The organism is Sphingobium aromaticiconvertens (genome assembly GCF_037154075.1).
GTDB lineage: Bacteria > Pseudomonadota > Alphaproteobacteria > Sphingomonadales > Sphingomonadaceae > Sphingobium > Sphingobium aromaticiconvertens.
The window spans coordinates 17986-35796 of record NZ_JBANRJ010000005.1 but is presented as its reverse complement, the minus strand read 5'-3'; the positions used below and the strand labels follow the sequence as shown (position 1 = coordinate 35796).

14 protein-coding genes and 1 pseudogene are annotated in these 17811 nt (G+C 62.9%); 9 read left to right on the top strand and 6 right to left on the bottom strand.

Annotated elements, in window-relative coordinates; translation table 11 throughout:
* Positions 1-88: 88 nt before the first annotated feature.
* The 8 genes from WFR25_RS26155 (at position 89) to WFR25_RS26120 (ending at position 5787) form a co-directional block, all read left to right on the top strand.
* Entirely contained in the window at positions 89-1330 is a 1242-nt protein-coding gene (locus WFR25_RS26155) for a phospholipase A (protein WP_026002429.1), read from the top strand.
* Positions 1327-1965 (top strand): RNA polymerase sigma factor, encoded by a 639-nt coding sequence (locus WFR25_RS26150; RefSeq protein WP_017183397.1) that lies wholly within the window; start codon positions 1327-1329, stop codon positions 1963-1965. The genes WFR25_RS26155 and WFR25_RS26150 overlap by 4 nt, the downstream gene beginning before the upstream one ends.
* A 364-nt stretch (positions 1966-2329) precedes the next feature.
* Positions 2330-2578, top strand: coding sequence for a type II toxin-antitoxin system VapB family antitoxin (locus WFR25_RS26145; RefSeq protein WP_007682496.1), 249 nt, complete (start codon positions 2330-2332; stop codon positions 2576-2578).
* A complete protein-coding gene (locus WFR25_RS26140; RefSeq protein ID WP_007682494.1) occupies positions 2575-2964 on the top strand; it encodes a type II toxin-antitoxin system VapC family toxin in 390 nt (129 codons plus the stop codon). Before WFR25_RS26145 ends, WFR25_RS26140 begins: the two co-directional genes overlap by 4 nt.
* Complete coding sequence (locus tag WFR25_RS26135) at positions 2964-3269, top strand: hypothetical protein (RefSeq protein WP_007682492.1); 306 nt, start codon at positions 2964-2966, stop codon at positions 3267-3269. Before WFR25_RS26140 ends, WFR25_RS26135 begins: the two co-directional genes overlap by 1 nt.
* Entirely contained in the window at positions 3266-3664 is a 399-nt protein-coding gene (locus WFR25_RS26130; protein ID WP_007682491.1) for a hypothetical protein, read from the top strand. The genes WFR25_RS26135 and WFR25_RS26130 overlap by 4 nt, the downstream gene beginning before the upstream one ends.
* Positions 3664-4626, top strand: coding sequence for a tyrosine-type recombinase/integrase (locus tag WFR25_RS26125; RefSeq protein WP_007682488.1), 963 nt, complete (start codon positions 3664-3666; stop codon positions 4624-4626). The genes WFR25_RS26130 and WFR25_RS26125 overlap by 1 nt, the downstream gene beginning before the upstream one ends.
* A 63-nt stretch (positions 4627-4689) precedes the next feature.
* Positions 4690-5787 (top strand): IS630 family transposase, encoded by a 1098-nt coding sequence (locus WFR25_RS26120; protein WP_007683624.1) that lies wholly within the window; start codon positions 4690-4692, stop codon positions 5785-5787.
* Between the two features lie 45 nt (positions 5788-5832).
* On the opposite strand, the pseudogene WFR25_RS26115 reads toward WFR25_RS26120, so the two are convergent.
* The 3 genes and pseudogenes from WFR25_RS26115 to WFR25_RS26105 all read right to left on the bottom strand — a co-directional run bounded on the left by WFR25_RS26115 (position 5833) and on the right by WFR25_RS26105 (position 8594).
* Positions 5833-7130: pseudogene (locus WFR25_RS26115) on the bottom strand (IS701 family transposase).
* A 284-nt stretch (positions 7131-7414) separates the two neighbouring features.
* On the bottom strand, positions 7415-8086 hold the full coding sequence (locus tag WFR25_RS26110; protein ID WP_336975248.1) for a TetR/AcrR family transcriptional regulator: 672 nt from the start codon (positions 8084-8086) through the stop codon (positions 7415-7417).
* Positions 8034-8594, bottom strand: coding sequence for a recombinase family protein (locus tag WFR25_RS26105; RefSeq protein WP_059153619.1), 561 nt, complete (start codon positions 8592-8594; stop codon positions 8034-8036). The genes WFR25_RS26110 and WFR25_RS26105 overlap by 53 nt, the downstream gene beginning before the upstream one ends.
* 131 nt (positions 8595-8725) lie before the next feature.
* Here WFR25_RS26105 and WFR25_RS26100 point away from each other — a divergent pair, with 131 nt between their 5' ends.
* Complete coding sequence (locus tag WFR25_RS26100) at positions 8726-11740, top strand: Tn3 family transposase (RefSeq protein ID WP_059153620.1); 3015 nt, start codon at positions 8726-8728, stop codon at positions 11738-11740.
* Between the two features lie 227 nt (positions 11741-11967).
* On the opposite strand, the gene WFR25_RS26095 is transcribed toward WFR25_RS26100, so the two are convergent.
* From WFR25_RS26095 to WFR25_RS26085, 3 genes are read right to left on the bottom strand one after another with little or no spacing between them, the layout of a single operon-like run.
* Positions 11968-13437, bottom strand: coding sequence for an efflux transporter outer membrane subunit (locus WFR25_RS26095; RefSeq protein WP_017183071.1), 1470 nt, complete (start codon positions 13435-13437; stop codon positions 11968-11970).
* Positions 13438-13439: 2 nt separating this feature from the next.
* Entirely contained in the window at positions 13440-16622 is a 3183-nt protein-coding gene (locus WFR25_RS26090) for an efflux RND transporter permease subunit (protein WP_336975247.1), read from the bottom strand.
* 6 nt (positions 16623-16628) lie between these two features.
* Complete coding sequence (locus WFR25_RS26085) at positions 16629-17780, bottom strand: efflux RND transporter periplasmic adaptor subunit (protein ID WP_026002373.1); 1152 nt, start codon at positions 17778-17780, stop codon at positions 16629-16631.
* Positions 17781-17811 lie beyond the last annotated feature (31 nt).

Below are 17811 nucleotides of genomic sequence, written 5' to 3'. Positions count from 1 at the left end.
CCAATGAAGCTCTCGATCGTCGATCTCGCCACCATAGCACCGGAACGACAGCCAATTCCCGAATGTCATGCTGCGCAGGGTTCGACCGATGATTAGATATGGCGGCGCTGTGTGCATCGCTCTCGGGTTGGCGGCGGGACCGACCCGCGCGGAAGCGGGTACGACAGCATCGCAGATTGAGCTTGTAATCAGCGCCGTTGCAGACGGGGATGCCTACGGCGCCGCCTCCGTCGAGCTTCGCCTGCTGAACAGCGGCTCCGCCCCCGAAGCCATGGCCCTGCCGCCGCAGATCGGAGCCGAACTGACGGTCAACCGCAGCACTAGCAATATCAGCCTTGAGCGGGCGCCGCAGACGCCGGCCGCCGTGAGTGTGCCTGCCGGTGGCTTCACTAGGGCACGTTACATCCTGCACCTGCCACCGCATACAGCCGCTGGAGAGGCAGTGCTGGCCGTACCCGGATGGAGCGCACAGCGCCTTGCGTTTGCGGTAGGAGGGAGCGTGTCCGCTCCGCCGCCGGCGCCGGCGGGTGGAGGCGCCGGTCCCGCGACCCCCCGTTGGGATACGTCTGTCCCGCAGACACACCTCGCGACCAATGACGTTGCGGCCGGCAATGCCTTCCTGTCCAATCTTTCCGCCTATGCGCCGATCTATGCCGCCTACGGTCCCGGCACGAATAGTGATGCCCGGCTGCAGATCAGTTTCAAATATCAGCTATTCGGCCCGTCGGCCGCGCCGGACCGGCGGCAATCATGGGAGCAGGGACTCCACTTCGCCTACACCCAGCGCATGTTCTGGGACCTCGGGGCCAAGTCGTCTCCCTTTCGCAACATCGACTTCGTGCCCGAGCTGTTCTACCTCGCTCCAACCATTGGCATCGGGAGCGGCGTCTCGCTCGGCGGCCAAGGCGGCTTCCGACATGAGTCCAACGGGCGATCGGGTGCGGGGTCCCGAAGCCTTAACACGCTCTATGTGCAGCCGGTGGCCTCGGTTGCCTTGGGGAGCTACCGCCTCAGCGTCGGTCCTCGTCTCTGGCTCTACGCCGGGAGCCTCAGCGACAATCCGGACATCAAGCGCTACCGTGGCAATACGGGCTTGTTTGCAGAGATCGGTGAGGACGACGGGCTTCGAATCACGACCAATACCCGGCTCAATTTCGGATCTGGCAAAGGCGCGATCGATGCCGACATATCCTACCCGATCGATCGACTGATCGGCGGAAACCTGAATTTCTATCTCTTCGGCCAAGCCTTCACGGGATATGGCGAGAACCTGCTCGACTATAACCGCCGCATGACCCGCCTCCGGGTCGGACTGGCGATCGTCCGGTGAACGCATTCAAACACCGTCGAACGGGCTTCCGCCCGCTCGCCCAACAGTCGGAGCGCATCGACGGCTTGTTCGATGACAACTTTGGGGCTGGGCTGATCGAGCAGGCTGCGTCGCTCAGTGCCTATGCCCGCCGCCTTACCGGCAGCGGCGGTGCTGACGCCGACGATCTGTTGCAAGAGACCATGCTCCGGTGCTGGGTGGCCCGCCGTTCGTTCGTGCCCGACACGAATCTGGGAGCGTGGATGCGGACCGTGATGCGGAACAGCTTTCTTTCGGGGCGTCGCCGCGCCCCCTTCCATGCCGACCTTCCCGAAGATGCGTTTGACCGGCTGCTAGGCGTCGCCGGGGGGCAAGGCGCCGCGGTGGATTTGCGCGACGTGAATTGGGCGCTTGGCGAGCTGATCCCCGACCAGCGGGCGGCGATCCTGTTAGCCGCCGAAGGGCTATCTATCGAGGAAGCGGCGGCCAGCTTGGCCATTCCGGCGGGCACCTTCAAAAGCCGCCTGTGGCGCGGCCGGCTTCGATTAAAGCGATTAATAGAGCACAGGGACACCCCATTGTTGGATCGGCGCGTGGTGGAGAAGCATTCGAAGCCCCGTCCTCGGCGGAACTGGAAAGGCGTGGTGATCGGCTAGGCTGCGCTCCTCAGCGGCGTCGGTCCGCAAAACAGGTTAGTTTGCAGCACGATCCGTCGCGCAGCCGATTCAACTCGACTCATCGGGCTCACGCGCGCTCGCGCGCGGTGGCAGGATCAGCTTAGGGGTACCAAGCCTCGCTTCATGCCCAGCCTCCACTCTTTCCGCATGGCACCAACTGTCTCGACAGGCCGGCGGGGGATTATTCACCCGTTGAACGGGCGATCGTGGACGCCATTGCCTGATGCTGACACACGCGGGATTCACGCTCCCTCCTATGTGTGATAATGTCCTTTATCATACACTCTTCCCCTTAGGCGCGCTGCATGGTAGAAAGGTGGCTAATTTTCTAGAAAGGCGGACCATGAGCCTCAATGTTAAAGACCCTGAAGCCCATCGGCTTGCGCAGGCCATCGCCCAAGCGACCGGCCAGAGCATGACCCGCGTGGTGACGGAGGCGCTGCGCGAGCGCTTCGCCAGGATCGAGCGTCAGAAAAGCAAGGCGAGCGTCGCGGAACTGCTAACGATCGCCGATCGCGCCGCCACGCATGTGAAGCGCCCCTATGTCGATCATGCCGAACTGTTTTATGACGATAATGGCCTGCCGAAATGATCCTCGACACCTCGGCCCTGGTCGCGATCCTCTATCGCGAACCCGAAGCGGCGACCTTCGCACAAGCCATCCATGATGCCGATGCCTGCCGCATCAGCGTCGCCAGCTATGTCGAGCTGTCGATGGTCATCGAACGCCAGCTCGGTCCCGAAGGGATGCGCCAGACCGAAGCCTTCTTTCGCCGCGCCGGCATCACGATCGAACCGGTGACGCTCGATCATGGCGAACTGGCGCGACAGGCGTTTCTCGATTTCGGCAAGGGCCGCCACAAAGCGGGCCTGAACTTTGGCGACTGCTTTTCCTATGCGCTGGCCAAGGCGACCGACGAGCCGCTGTTGTTCAAGGGCAATGATTTTGCCCTGACGGACATAGAGGCGGCGGCATAATGCGCGCGGTGCACGACAAGATCGAAGGCCCCTTCGCCATCGAGGAGAATATCGCCCTCTATGGCATGGTCGCTGGCGATGCGACGCTGCATCGGGGCATCCGTTTCATCCTCCACGGCACAATTACGGGCAACCTGACGATCGAGACCGGCGCGCGCGCAATCATCCATGGCACGGTGGCGGGACGCATCTACAACGAAGGCGGTCGCGTCGAGATCTTCGGGATCGCCGATGCCGTCGCCAACGGCTCGCGCGACGCCATCACGATCATCGATCCCGCCGCCCATGTCCGGGGCCGGCCATGACCCAGATCGGCGGTGTCCCCGACATGCACGACGAGGATGATTACCCGTATGACAATCCCGTGTCCCGCGCCCAGGCCGAGAGCTTGCGGGAGCAGGCCCGCGCGGGCGGGTTGCGGTTTGAGGCCTATCTGCCCCCGGCGCTGGCCGACTGGCTGTTGGAACCGATCGAGCGCGGCATGTTCGCCGATCCTTCGGAGGCGGTGTTCGCGATCGTCGGCAACTTCCGCGATCTGGAGCCGCATCGTGATCTGCGCGACGCGTTGCTGCGCCGGTTGTTGCAGGCGGCGGTCGATGATCCGAGGCCGGGCACTCCCCATGAACAGGTGCAAGCGGAGATGGCGCGCCGTCGCGTCGAACCGCGCGCCGCGCCCGCACGCTGGCGGAGAGAGGGGTAATGGCTCAGCTCGCCCCCCTTCCCTCGCCCACGCTGGCCTTGCCGGCGCTGATCGCGTCGGCCGACGACCGCGCGCGGTTGCGGTTCCTGGAGTTTTTCGCCGTCACCATCCGCAACGCGCATACGCGCCGCGCCTATGCGCGCGCGGCTGGCGACTTCCTGACCTGGGTAGCGGCGCGCGGGGTCACGTCCCTTGGGGCCGTGCAGCCGCTCCACGTCGGCGCGTGGATCGAGGCGCTGGGAGGCGAGATGAGCGCGCCCAGCGTCAAGCAGCAGCTCGCCGGCGTGCGTCGGCTGTTCGACTGGCTGGTGATAGGCCAGGTCATGCCGGTGAACCCCGCCGCATCGGTGCGCGGGCCGGCGCATAGTCAGCGGCGCGGCAAGACGCCGGTGCTGGCCCCCGACGAGGCGCGGCGGCTGCTTGATACGATCGACGTGGGTGGGCCGGCGGGTCTGCGCGACCGCGCGCTAATCGGGCTGATGGTCTATTCGTTCGCGCGGATCGGCGCGGCGCTCTCCATGCGTGTCGAGGACGTTTTCATGCAGAACCGCCGTCTCTGGGTGCGGCTGCACGAAAAGGGCGGCAAGCAGCACGAAATGCCCTGCCACCATAATCTTGAGGACTATCTGACCGCCTATATCGACGGGTGTGAGCTGCGCGCGCAAGCCAAGGGGCCGTTGTTCCGCACGATCGCGCGCGGGACCAAGCGGCTAAGCGACACTCCCCTGCCCCAGGCCAATGCGTTCGCGATGGTGCGCCGACGCGCGGTGGCGGCCGAGATCGGCACGGCGATCGGCAACCATTCGTTCCGCGCGACCGGGATTACCACTTACCTGAAGAACGGCGGCACGCTGGAGACGGCCGCGACGATGGCGAACCATAGCTCCACGCGCACGACCCAGCTCTACGATCGGAGGCCCGATGACGTGACGCTCGATGAGGTGGAACGGGTGTTGATCTAGTCACCTGGAACTGAAGTAAGCTTCATTGTATAAGCCCTTGTAGATCAGACGGAGGTTAATGTGATGGCGGGCAGACGGGCGGATTTGGTTGTCTTGAGCGGAGATGACCGGCGTTTTCTCGAAGCTCAGGTCCGCCGCCACAAAGCGCCGCGTTCACTCTCTGATCGATGCCGGATGGTCCTGCTTTGTGCAGAAGGGCTGCAGAGCAAGGAAGTCGCCGAACGCCTGGGCGTTCACGAGCACACGGTTGGCAAATGGCGCCGCCGGTTCGTGCAGGCTGGCATTGAAGGACTGACTGACGAATATCGTGCGGGTCGGCCACGAACAGTATCTGACACGCAAGTAGCTCAGGTGATCGAGCGTACGCTGAACACGACCCCCAAGGACGCCACGCATTGGTCGATCCGTTCCATGGCCGCCAAGTCCGGGCTGTCACACACCACCATCCGCCGGATCTGGGGCGCGTTCGGCCTGCAGCCGCACCGGTCCGAGACATTCAAGCTGTCCACCGATCCGCTATTTGTCGACAAGGTGCAGGACATAGTCGGGCTCTACATGTCGCCGCCGAACCGGGCGATCGTGCTGTGCGTGGATGAAAAATCGCAAATCCAGGCGCTGGATCGCGAGCAGCCGGTCTTGCCCATGGCGCCGGGGGTTCCTGAGCGGCGCACCCATACCTACGTCCGCAATGGCACGACATCCCTGTTCGCCGCGCTCGACATTGCCACCGGCGCCGTGATCGGGAAATGCTACAAGCGCCATCGGGCAACCGAGTTCCTCGACTTCCTCAAGCGGATCGACGCCGCGATCCCCAAGGGGCCAGACGTCCACCTCGTGATGGACAACTATGCGACCCACAAGACGCCAAAGATCAAGGCCTGGCTCGCACGCCGCCCGCATTGGCATGCTCACTTCACACCGACTTCGGCGTCCTGGATCAATCAGGTCGAACGATGGTTTGCAGAACTGACCCGCAAGCAGTTGCAGCGCGGTGTCCACCGATCAACCGCTGAACTTGAGACCGACATCACCGCATTCATCGCGGCGCACAACGAAAACCCCAAGCCCTACAAATGGGTCAAATCCGCCGACGAAATCCTCGCCGCCGTCAAACGATTCTGCCAAAAAACAATGAGCCGAACTTCAGATTCAGGTGACTAGCACTACTTTGGCAGTTTTTGTTCAGGCCTGTCTACGAGGAGCTTTTCACAATGGGGGCACCGAAGTGGCGGAGGCCTTATGAAGATGTTCAAGATCGCCTGTCGGATAGCTGGCATGCTCGGTTGTGGCGGCGGCCCCCCGACTCTTTTTTTTCCGCCCCGCTGCTTTGAGACGGCGGGCTTGAAGGAAAGCGTATGCGATCATTGTCATCAATGCATGTCGATGTAATCCAACCCAGGAGCGGCCTTCGAAATGATCGAGGCCCAGTTCTTCCTTGAGCTGCTGATGTGCTTGCTCGCAGATCCATCTCGCCTTGATCGTCGCGGCGAGCATTTTGAGGGTGGCGTCGGCAGGTAAATTTGAGACGTAGTATTTTGCTCACCGGTCAAACGGCGCTCTCCAACAAGCCAGACCTCATCGCCTGGCATGGCCTGGACGCGGTTATCGAGCATGCGATGGCGATGTCCATCAGCAACCCTTACACGACGAGCGGCGAACAAGCATGTCAGTCTTCCCTTAGTACCGCGTCGCCAGCTAACCTTTTTCCATTTTTCCTTAGCCAACATGGTCTCGGCTGAGACCGGCTGTTGATCAGGGATGTGGTACTTGCGCTTGTTCCCCATGCTAGCGACCGGAAATATCAGCGCCACGTCAGACGGATATACATTCTGACGCCGCGACAAGCCCACTGCCCAGAGCAGGCCGCGGTCAGTCAATGCCTGGCGAAAGGACCCGCTGGATCCATAACCAGCATCGGCCAACGCGCAGCCGAAGCGGGCACCTGTAGCGATGACGCGATCGATCTCCTCCATCGCAATCTCTGGTTTTGTCCGGGCGATCTGACACTCTTTGGGAACCTGCGCGCGCGTCATCTTATCAACATCGCTTGTCCAGCTGTCAGGCAGAAAAAGGCGTAGCCCCACCATGACCGGCACTTCCCGGGAAGCCAGCGTCACCGAGACTAGGGACTGACAGTTGGCGGTCTTTCCCAGCGATGAAGCATATTGCGGAGCTACCCCGACGGAATGGGTTCCCTTCTTCGGCAAGGCGGTGTCATCGATGACGAGAAATCCCGCTGCATCGCCCACCAGCCGATCTGCTTCTTGCACCAGCACTTTCTCGAGAGGAGCGCTGCCCCAAACCCCCGCAGCGACAAAATGATGAAGCTGATCATAGCCGATCTCGCTCGCTCGCGATGCCATCGGCTGAACGCTCTTACGGTCTCCTGGGCCTATCAGACCTGCTATGTAGGCGGGGCACATCCGACGGCGCGTCTTGTGCCCAAGAGCGATGAGAAACGGCTCAAGCCAGCCCTCCAGATCCTCTTTCCATTCCGTATCCATCACCAGCCCTTTCGATAGCTGGCTCTCCATGAATCAGGGTTTTTGCCTTTTGGGAATCGCAAAAATACAAAACTGCCAAAGTAGTGCTAGGCGATGTTGACCCTTCTCAAAAAGAGGCCGACGTCACGCCGGCTAGAGTTGGGAGAGGATGCCTAAAAGGCATAAGAATGCTGCACCTGCGAAGACGGTTTTACAAGTGCAAATTTGCGGGAGCCATCCTGACGATGGTTTCCAGAACCATCGCAGACAACGAGTGCGATCGTCGATCGCCATGCGAGTCCATTTCAAACTGAGGGAGCTGTCTTGGAGGGGCTGAAAAGGCCCGTTTTTGCGCGGGAGCAGTTCGGTTCCCCCGAGAGGTTCGTTAGTGTCGCAAGGTGTCGGGTGATCCATCTCCCACGCTCTTGCGCAAGCTGATCATCGGCCGTGCCGGTAAGGAAGGCCATTTGCGTGTCGGCGACGACGATCGCAAAAAACATCTCGGCGAGAAAATCCTGTGCTTCCCCGGTGACACAGCGCAGATGCGGTCGGACGATCCGACGCGCCGCTTCCTTGACCCGCGATACGACCATTTGATAGATGTTGCCTATCTGGGGGTACTTTTGCCGCTCGGCGATGACCATACGCAATAGGCCGATTGCATCTTCGCTTTGGGCCAGATCGAGAAGCTTTTGCGTCGCCTCCTCGAGTGCCATGTCATCGGCACCCATCGCAAATGCATCGTCGAGGGTTTTCGAGAAGCGATCGGCTTCCTCTCTGACGATGGTTTCGAACAGTTCGAGCTTGCTGCCGAAGTAGATATAGAGAGTGCCTCGGGAGCCACCGATGCGCTCTATGATGTCGTCGATGGTGGTAGCGGCAAAGCCCTTCTCGGGTCGTGCGGCTGAGCGGAACAGAAAAGTGTCATAAGGAGCCGTTTGGCTCAATGCAGCGATAGATAGTGGCCGGGTGAACATTGAAGGTCCTGGCGACGGAGCTGATTGATTTGCCCTCCAGAACAAGTTGGCGAGCAAGCTCGGCCTGATCGGGTCGCATTTTCTTTGGGCGTCCGAAGGTCACGCCGCGCACCATAGCCGCCTTTCGACCCTCGTCGGTTCGGCTCAATATTAGAGACCGCTCGAACTGGGCGATCCCGGCGAATACGGTCATGATCATCACGCCAGACGGGGACGTGGTATCGGCCCAAGGTTCATCAAGCGATTGTAATCCTGCCTGCTTTTCCCTGATACGTTCCGCGATGTGCAAGAGTTCGATGGTGGATCGCGCCAAACGATCGAGGCGGGTGACGACGAGAACATCGTCTTTGCGCAGGTGGCCCATCAGCTTTTCAAGCTCGAGCCGGCCACGAGCGGCCCCTGATATTTTCTCGTCGAACATCATTTCACAGCCAGCCTCCGAGAGCCGAGCGCACTGGATGTCCAGGTTCTGATCCTCGGTGGAGACGCGCGCGTAGCCGAGCTTCATGCGGAGGCTCCCGCCATTGTGCGAAAGTTGCTGCAAAACGACTTTATTTCGCACATATATTTTGCGAAGAAATTCGCCTTGTTTATCGGCATCGGCCGTCCCCTTCGCAAAAGTTGGAAGTTTCGCACGGTATGCCCACCCGTCACCTCACTGATGCCCAGCGTCAGGGCTTTTCTCGCTTCGACGGCGAACCGTCGGCCGACCAACTCGCGCGATATTTCCATCTGGACCAAACTGATCGCGACCTCATTGGAACTCTGCGCGGAGACCATAATCGGCTCGGCTTCACCGTGATGCTGACGAGCGCCCGGTTTCTGGGCGCATTTCCAGTCTCTCCTTCCGAGATCCCCGCGTCGGTCCTGGCGACCGTGATCGAACAACTCGCTCTTGAGCCCGCCACGGACGTGGACGCCTATTTTGCGGGAAGCCGGCGCATCCGGCACCTCGCGCTCATCCGGACGCACTGCGGCTTCACGGACTTTGGCGACAACGCGGTGGCGCGTTTCCGATTGACCAGATGGCTCTACGCCCTTTGTTGGAGCGGCGACGAGCGGCCCGGCCCCTTGATTGATCGAGCGGCGGCCTGGCTGATCGCCAACAAGGTGCTGCTGCCAGGCGTCACGGTCGTCGAGCGATTGGTCGGCAGAATCCGCGATCGTGCGCGGACCAGGCTTTGGCGCCATCTGGTCGCCAGCTTGAGCGATGACCAACGCGCGCGCATCGCCGCCCTGTTTGACGATGGCGACACATCCACGTTCGCCGCCTTGGACGCGCTGCGGACAGTGCCCTCCAAGCGCATGCCGACCGAGCTCTTCCGTCACCTTGATCGGCTCGATGCGGTCCGGGCGTTCAATCTGCGGCCGGCGCCACCAAGGGGTGTTCCCGCGACAACCCTTGAGCGGCTCGCGCGGGTAGCGCGTGTCAGCAAGCCTTCGGCCATTGCGGCCCTTCAGGAGCCTCGTCGAACCGCGACTGTAGCCGCGCTCTTCCATACGCTCGAAGCGGCGGCCCAGGACGATGCCGCCGAGCTGGCCGAGGTTCTGCTTGCCGATTTGGTGAAGGGGGCCGAAGCCGCCGACAAACAGGACCGTCTGCGCAGTCTGCGCGATCTCGATGGCGCCGCGATGCTGCTCCACGCGATGGGTCTGTTGGTTTTGACCGACGATGTCCTGCCCCTCAATGAATGGAGAGATGTGCTCTTCGAGCGGTTGCCCCGTCCCGACATCGAGGCCGCCATGTCCAAGGTGGAGGCGATCGCCAAGCCCGCAGAGAGCAAGCCCTACGACCAACTGCGGAGAAAGTGGCGGGGTGCCCGGAAATTGTTCTTCGAAATCACCAACCGCATCGAGACCGACGCCGCCCCGGGCGGCAAAAACGTCAAGGCCGCGATCAGCTACCTCAAGGGCGTAGACGACTGGTCGTCTCTCGCCAAGATGCGCGGCGCACCGACCGCTGCGATCCCAAAGGCGTGGAGGCAACATGTCCTGGATCATGAAGGCAGTGTGCGGGACCCGAAAGCCTATGTCTTCGCGATCATCGATGCATGGCGTCTCGCGATCAAGCATCGCGATGTGTTCGCCAAGCCCGGCATCCGATACGGAGATCCTCGGCGCGGGATGCTCGAGGGCGAGTCCTGGCACAATTCCAGGTTGATGGTGGCACGCGCCCTGGGCCGATCTCTGGAAGCCGACACTGAGATTGACGGTCTCTCCCGCCTTCTCGACGAGGCATATCGACATGTCGTCGCGCGCGCCGGCCACAATCCTGACCTGCGTTTCGAGACGGTCGCCGACAAGACCGGGATTGTGGTCACGCCCCTCGACAAGCTTGATGAATCCGAGAGCCTTCGTGCGCTGCGCGGCGCCGTCCAAACGCGCATGCCGAAGGCGGGGATGCCCGACATCTTTCTTGAAGTCATGGCGCGAACCGGATTCGCCAAGTCCTTTACCCATCTGAGCGAGCGTCAGGCCACCGTCGAGCACTTCGAGATAAGCCTGTGCGCAACCCTGGTCGGCGGCGCCTGCAACATCGGTCTTGAGCCAGTTGTGCGCCCGGAAATTGCGGCTCTGCGTCGCGACCGGCTGTCTTGGGTCAATCAGAATTTCATTCGGCCTGAGACCATAGCTGCGGCGAACGCCGCGATCGTTGCCGCCCACAATCGCCTGGATATCGTTCGCCACTGGGGCGCCGGAGAGGTGGCCAGCGCGGACGGAATGCGGTTTGTCGCTCCGTCGAGCGCCATACATGCCGGCCCCAATCCCAAATACTATGGCCAGGAGCGCGGCGTCACTTGGTACAACATGATTTCCAATCAGTTCAGCGGGCTGGCCGGAGCGGTCATCCCCGGCACCTTGCGCGACAGTTTGGTCGTCCTGGCTCTCCTGCTGGAGCAGGAAACCGAGCTCGATCCTCTGGAGATTATGACCGACACCGCTGCCTATTCCGACGCAATTTTCGGCCTGTTCTGGCTCCTGGGCTACCGATTCAGCCCCCGTCTGGCGGACATCGGCGGCGCGAAGCTGTGGCGCATCGACCGCCAGGCGAGCTACGGACAATTCGATGAGATTGCCTGGGGCAGGATCAAAATCAATCTGATTAGGGAAAACTGGTCCGACCTGATCCGTTTGGCCGGGTCGATCAAGCTCGGCCACCTCAAGGCCGCAGGCGTCATGCGCATGCTGCAGGTCAAAGACCGCCCAACGACCCTGGCCAAGGCCCTGTCTGAACTGGGGCGCATCATCAAGACGCTGCACATCCTGCGATACATCGACGACCGACCGTTCCGCCGACGGATCTTGTTTCAGCTCAACCGGCAGGAATTGCGCCACAAGCTCGGTCGGCGCGTCCATCACGGCGATCGGGGCGAAATCAGAAGCCCTTTGCGTCAAGGCCAAGAGGAGCAGCTCGGGGTCCTCGGTCTCGCCCTCAACTCCATCGTCCACTGGAACGCTGTCTACATGCAGGAAACCGTGCGCCAACTCAGCGAGGCCGGGGCGCCACCGCTGCCCGCCGATATCGCTCGACTCTCGCCGATATTCTGGCGTCACATCAATTTCCTCGGGAGCTACGACTTCTCCGTGCCCGACGCCGTCGCAAACGGCGGCCTCAGACCGCTACGCCAACCTAATTCCGAATGGGACTTTTGAAAAGAAATAATGCCCCTTACGACACTTTCTTGTTCCGCTCAGCCGCACGACCCTTCTCGTGGAAGAGGCCTCGGGCGGCATCGATCAGCCGGCTTCGACGAAATGTCCGATCCTTGGATCTGGGGGCGGCTTTGGGAAGTTCGCGCCGATGGCGACGTGTGTTGATTTCACTCGTCGATACTTGCTGTTCCTTCACCGGACTGCACTCCCAGTTGGTCAGCTGCGCGTCAAGGCGCACCGCTCGTGTCGATCTCTCCGTTCCTTGCCTCCCCATGCAGAGGCTCGTCCGCCAGTCCGCCGCCGAGTGAGCGGTATAGTTCCACCAGGTTGCTCGCCTGGGTCAGCCGGGTGGTGACCAGCGCCTGCTCGGCGCCATAGGCGGTGCGCTGGGCGTCGAGGGTGACGAGGAACGAATCCACCCCCGAACGGAACCGCGCGTCGGACAGCCTGGCGGCGACGCCGGCTGCCTCGGCGCGGGTGGTCTGGGCGCGGATCTGGTCGCCGATGCGGCCGCGCTGGGCAAGCGCGTCGGAGACTTCGCGAAAGGCGGTCTGCACGGCTTTTTCGTAAGTCGCGACGGCCACCTTCTGCGAAGCCCTGGCATATTCGAGATTGCCCGAACGGCGGCCGAAGTCGAACAGCGGCAGCGAGGCGCCGGGCGAGCCGGTGTAGGTATAGCTGCCGTCCTTGAACAGGCCCGACAGCGCGGTGCTCAGGGTGCCGAGCGTGCCCGTCAAAGAGATCGTGGGGAAGAACGCCGCGCGCGCCGCGCCGATGTTGGCGTTCTCGGCGATGAGCAGGTGCTCGGCCTGCAGCACGTCCGGACGGCGCAGAAGCACTTCGGACGATACGTCGCCGGGCAGCGCGTCGCGCGTCGTCGGCTCCTTGCCGAAGGCGTTGGGCAGCTGTTCGGCCGGGACCGTGGTGCCGACCAGCAGGTTGAGCGCGTTCTGGTCGCGCGCCACGCTCGTCTCCAGCGCGGCGATGTCGTTGACCGCGCCCTGGTAGCTGGTCTCGGCCTGGCGCACTTCCAGTTCCGAGCCGACGCCGACGCGGAATTGCTCGCGCGTCAGGCGCAGGGTTTCCTCGAAAGCCTTCGCCGTCTCGCGTGAGAGGCGCAGCTGCTCGGAGTCCGAGGCCATCGTCAGCCAGGCATTGGCGATCTCGGCGATGAGACTGATGCGCGCGGAACGCTGCGCCTCCTCGCTGGCGAAGTACTGCTCCTGCGCGGCGCGCGACAAGTTGCGCACGCGGCCGAACAGGTCCAGCTCGAAAGCCGAAAGGCCCACGGTCGCCTGGTAGACCTCGATGTCGGAACTACTCGAGCCGGCGCCGCCGCCCATGCTCGCGAGGTTATTGGTGTACGTCGCGGTGCCGGTGGCGTTGACGGTGGGCAGCCGGTCGGCGCGCTGGACGCGGTACTGCGCGCGCGCTTGCTGGACGTTGGCGGCGGCGATGCGCAAGTCGCGGTTGTTGGCGATGCCCGTCTCGATGACCTGCCGCAGGCGGTCGTCGAGGAAGAAGTCCCGCCAGCCGATGCGCGAGACGTCCTGCGCATCGGTGGGTGCGGCCGGGTAGACGCCGCCCTGGGGTAGCGCCACCGGCACCGCGCCGGCCGGCCGCTCGTACTTCGGGGCGAGGTTGCACCCGGCCAGCAGCGTGGTTCCGGCAAGCAGGATGAGGATCGACTTTTTCATGTTCAGCTTTCCTGCGGCTGCACGCGGCCAGCGTGAGGCTCTTCTGCGTCGGGATCGTGCGGCTTGCTGTCGGTCTGTCCGTGCTTGAACAGGCGGGCGACGATCACGAAGAACATCGGCACGAAGAAGATTGCGAAGATCGTGGCAGAGAGCATGCCGCCCACCACCGCGCGGCCGATCGCGTTCTGGCCGCCCGCGCCCGCGCCGGTCGAGACCGCCAGTGGCAGCACGCCGAACACGAAGGCGAGCGAGGTCATCAGGATCGGGCGGAGACGCAGCCGGGCCGCCTCCATCGCCGCGTCGAAGGCGTTCATCCCCGACTGTACCCGCTCCTCGGCGAATTCGACGATCAGGATCGCGTTCTTGGCCGAGACGCCGATCGTGGTGATCAGGCTGACTTGCAGGTAGATGTCGTTGTTGAGGCCCGTCAGCATCGCGGCGAGGACCGCGCCGATCACGCCGAGCGGCACGACCAGCATGACCGCGATCGGCACCGACCAGCTCTCATAGAGCGCCGCGAGGCACAGAAAGACGATGACCAGCGACAGGGCATAGACCATTGGTGCCTGGCCGCCGCTCAGGCGTTCCTCGTAAGACAGGCCGGTCCATTCCAGGCCAGTGCCCGGCGGCAGCTTGCCGTGCATCTCGGTGATGGCGTTCATCGCGTCGCCAGTGCTCAGGCCTTGGCCCGGCGCACCCTGCAGCTGCATGGCGGGCTTGCCGTTGTAGCGGCTCAGGATGACGGGCGCGGTCTTCCACGACAGGGTGGAGAAGGCCCTGAACGGCGCCATCTCGCCGCTCGTGCCGCGCACGTAGAGATTCTCGATGCCTTCGGGTGAGGAGCGATAGGCCTCGTCTGCCTGGATGTACACGCGCTTGGTGCGGCCGCGGTCGAGGAAATCGTTGACGTAGGCGCTGCCCCAGGCGCTGGAAATCTCGCTGTTGATCGCGCCCAGGTCGAGGCCGAGGGCGCCGGCCTTGTCCTGATCGATGTCCACCGCGAGCTGCGGAGCGTCGTCGAGAGTGACCGGGCGGACCTGCGCGACGCGCTTGTCGCCCGCCGCCATGCCCAGGAGCTGGTTGCGCGCGCCGAGCAGCTTTTCGTGCCCCATGTTGGTGTTGTCCACCAGCCACAAGTCGAAGCCGGTCGCATTGCCGAGTTCCCGCACTGCGGGCGGCATGAGGGCGAAGATCGTGGCGTCGCGATACTTGGAGAACACGCCCATTGCGCGACCCACGAGGGCCTGGGCCTTGTTCTCGGAGCTGCTGCGGTCCTTCCAGTCCTTGAGCTTGATGAAGGCCAGGCCGGCGTTCTGGCCCTGGCCGTTGAAGGAGAAGCCGCTGACCGTGAAGACCGAATCGACGGCTGCCTTCTCGTCTTTGAGGAAGTGGTCGCGCACCACGTCCAGCGCCTTTTGCGTGCGCGGCAAGGTGCCGCCCGGAGGAGCCTGGACCAACGCGAACATTGTACCCTGGTCTTCCTCGGGGAGGAAGCCGCCGGGCAGACGCATGAAGATCAGACCCATGGCCGCCACGATCATCAGATAGACGAAGCCCGAGCGCTTCCAACTGTTGGCGGTGCGACGCACGCCGCCCTCGTACTTGCGGGTACCACGATCGAACTTGTCGTTGAACCAGCGGAAGAAGCGGGCGAGCGGGCCGTCCCCTTCGCTCTTGCCGGGATCGTGGGGCTTGAGGATCGTGGCGCACAGCGCCGGGGTGAGGATCAGCGCGACCAGTACCGAAAGCGCCATCGACGAGACGATGGTGATCGAGAACTGGCGATAGATGACGCCGGTCGATCCGCCGAAGAAGGCCATCGGCAGGAACACGGCCGACAGCACCATGCCGATACCGATCAGTGCGCCGCTGATCTCGTCCATCGATTTTCGCGCCGCTTCCTTTGGCGACAGATGTTCTTCCTGGATCAGGCGTTCGACATTTTCGACGACCACGATCGCGTCATCGACGAGCAAGCCGATCGCCAGGACCATGCCGAACAGGGTCAGCGTGTTGATCGAGTACCCCAGCATCGACATCATGCCGAAGGTGCCGAGCAGCACGACCGGGACCGCGATGGTGGGAATGATCGTGGCGCGCCAGTTCTGCAGGAACAGGAACATGACGAGGAACACGAGCACGACCGCCTCGACCAGCGTGTGGATCACCTGCTCGACCGAAAGGCGGACGAACGGGGTCGTGTCGTAAGGGAAGGCGACCTTGACGTCCGAGGGGAAGCCCGTGGCGATTTTCTGCACTTCGGCTTTCACCGCGTCCACGGTGTCAAGCGCGTTGGCGCCTGATGCCAGCTTCACGCCGAAGCCCGATGCGGGCTTGCCGTTATACTGCGTATCGAAGCCGTAGATTTCGGCGCCGAGTTCCACCCGAGCCACGTCGCGCAGGCGCACGACGGCCCCGCCTTCGGTGGTGCGCAGGCGGATGTTGCCGAACTGCTCAGGCGTCTGCAGGCGCGACTGGACCGAGACGGTTGCGTTGAGCTGCTGTTCCTTGGACGCCGGCAACTGACCGATCTGACCGGCTGAAACCTGCGCGTTCTGCGCGGAGACGGCAGTGCTGACGTCGGCGATGGTGAGATTGTAGCTGCGCAGCTTGAGCGGATCGACCCAGATACGCATCGAGTACTGGGTGCCGAATATCTGTAGTTCGCCCACGCCGTTGATGCGACTGACCGGATCCTGGATCTGGCTGACGATGTAGTCCGAAAGGTCGTTGGCGGTGTGAGTGCCGTCCTCGGAATAGATCGCGGTGATGAGCAGGAAGCTGGCCGCCGACTTGGCGACGGTCACGCCCTGGCGCTGGACTTCCTGCGGGAGCAGGGCGGTCGCGGCCTGGAGCTTGTTCTGGACCTGGACCTGGGCGATGTCGGGATCGGTGCCCTGCTCGAAGGTAAGGGTGATCGTCACGCGCCCGGCAGACGAGGACTGCGCCGAGAAGTAGCGCAGGTTGTCGATGCCCTTGAGCTGCTGCTCGATGATCTGCGTGGTCGTGCGTTCGAGCGTCTCGGCGTCGGCGCCCGGATAAGTGGCGCTGATGGTGACGGTCGGTGGCGCGATCTCGGGGAACTGCGAGATCGGCAGGCTGCGGATGGCAATCGCGCCGGCCATCATCAGGACGATGGCGATGACCCATGCGAAGATGGGCCTGTCGATGAAATAGCGGGACATGGTCGGTTACTGCCCCCGCTGCGCAGGTCGCTGACCGGATTGGTCACTTCCCTGCTGGGCCGGCACCGCCTTGACTGCGATGCCGGGCCGCAACATTTGCGCACCATCCACGATTATCTTCTCCCCCGGCTTCAGCCCGCTGGTGACGAGCCAGCTGGTTCCGATCGTGCGCGGCGCGGTGATCTTGCGCATCTCCACCTTGTTTTCCGGACCGACGATGAGGACGGTAGGATTGCCCTTCTCGTCACGCGACACGGCGACCTGGGGCACGAGCAAACCGTTGCTCTTCGTGCCATCGACCAATTCGGCCCGTACGTACATTCCCGGAAGAAGCAGACCGCGCGGATTAGGGAACTGAGCGCGGATGATCTGGCTGCCAGTTGTGGGATCGACGGTGACGTCAGTGAACTTGAGCACGCCCTTTTCCGGATAAGTGCTGCCGTCCTCCAGCTTGAGCTTCACCTGCGCCGCGCCACTACCGCGCGATATGTCACCGGAAAGCAATTGCTGGCGCAGGCGCAGCACATCGGCGCTCGACTGCTGGATGTCCACGAAGATCGGATCCAACCGCTGGATCGTGGTGAGCGGGTCGGTTTGCGAAGCGGAGACGAGCGCGCCGATGGTGTATGTCGAGCGACCGATGCGGCCGGAGATCGGTGCGCGGATCGTGGTGCGCGCCAGGTCGATTTGCGCCGAGCGCAGCATCGCCTGCTGCGCTGACACGTCAGCCTCGGCCTGCTGCGCGCTGGTGACTGCGTTCTCCGCCTCCTGGCGCGAGATCGCGTTTATCTTGACCAGATCATTGTAGCGGCGGGCCAGAGCGGCTGTGGATGCGATTGAGGATCTGGCCCGCACGAGTGCGGCGCGCGCGTTCGCGACCTGTGCCTCGTAGGGAGCGGGATCGATCTGGTAAAGTGCCTGTCCCGCGCGCACCTGATCGCCTTCGGTGAACAGACGCTTGAGAATCAGGCCGTTGACCTGCGGGCGCACGTCGGAAGCTTCGAAAGCGCTGGTTCTCCCCGGAAGCTCGCTGCTGAGCGTCACGGTCTGCTCGCGGACGGTAACCACCCCCACCTCCGGCGGGCCGGCGACCCCCTGCTGCCCTCCTCCACCGCATGCAGTAATAAGTAGCGCGATGAATGGAGTGCATTTTTTCATAGAGCTTGCCCGTTGACCAAGTTATCACGAG

Bases quoted from the DNA above. Each gene is read 5' to 3' on its own strand.
- WFR25_RS26155 (WP_026002429.1), top strand. From the start codon at position 89: ATGATTAGATATGGCGGCGCTGTGTGCATCGCTCTCGGGTTGGCGGCG.
- WFR25_RS26145 (WP_007682496.1), top strand. From the start codon at position 2,330: ATGAGCCTCAATGTTAAAGACCCTGAAGCCCATCGGCTTGCGCAGGCC.
- WFR25_RS26140 (WP_007682494.1), top strand. From the start codon at position 2,575: ATGATCCTCGACACCTCGGCCCTGGTCGCGATCCTCTATCGCGAACCC.
- WFR25_RS26135 (WP_007682492.1), top strand. From the start codon at position 2,964: ATGCGCGCGGTGCACGACAAGATCGAAGGCCCCTTCGCCATCGAGGAG.
- WFR25_RS26130 (WP_007682491.1), top strand. From the start codon at position 3,266: ATGACCCAGATCGGCGGTGTCCCCGACATGCACGACGAGGATGATTAC.
- WFR25_RS26125 (WP_007682488.1), top strand. From the start codon at position 3,664: ATGGCTCAGCTCGCCCCCCTTCCCTCGCCCACGCTGGCCTTGCCGGCG.
- WFR25_RS26120 (WP_007683624.1), top strand. From the start codon at position 4,690: ATGGCGGGCAGACGGGCGGATTTGGTTGTCTTGAGCGGAGATGACCGG.
- WFR25_RS26110 (WP_336975248.1), bottom strand. From the start codon at position 8,086: ATGTTCACCCGGCCACTATCTATCGCTGCATTGAGCCAAACGGCTCCT.
- WFR25_RS26105 (WP_059153619.1), bottom strand. From the start codon at position 8,594: ATGAAGCTCGGCTACGCGCGCGTCTCCACCGAGGATCAGAACCTGGAC.
- WFR25_RS26100 (WP_059153620.1), top strand. From the start codon at position 8,726: ATGCCCACCCGTCACCTCACTGATGCCCAGCGTCAGGGCTTTTCTCGC.
- WFR25_RS26095 (WP_017183071.1), bottom strand. From the start codon at position 13,437: ATGAAAAAGTCGATCCTCATCCTGCTTGCCGGAACCACGCTGCTGGCC.
- WFR25_RS26090 (WP_336975247.1), bottom strand. From the start codon at position 16,622: ATGTCCCGCTATTTCATCGACAGGCCCATCTTCGCATGGGTCATCGCC.
- WFR25_RS26085 (WP_026002373.1), bottom strand. From the start codon at position 17,780: ATGAAAAAATGCACTCCATTCATCGCGCTACTTATTACTGCATGCGGT.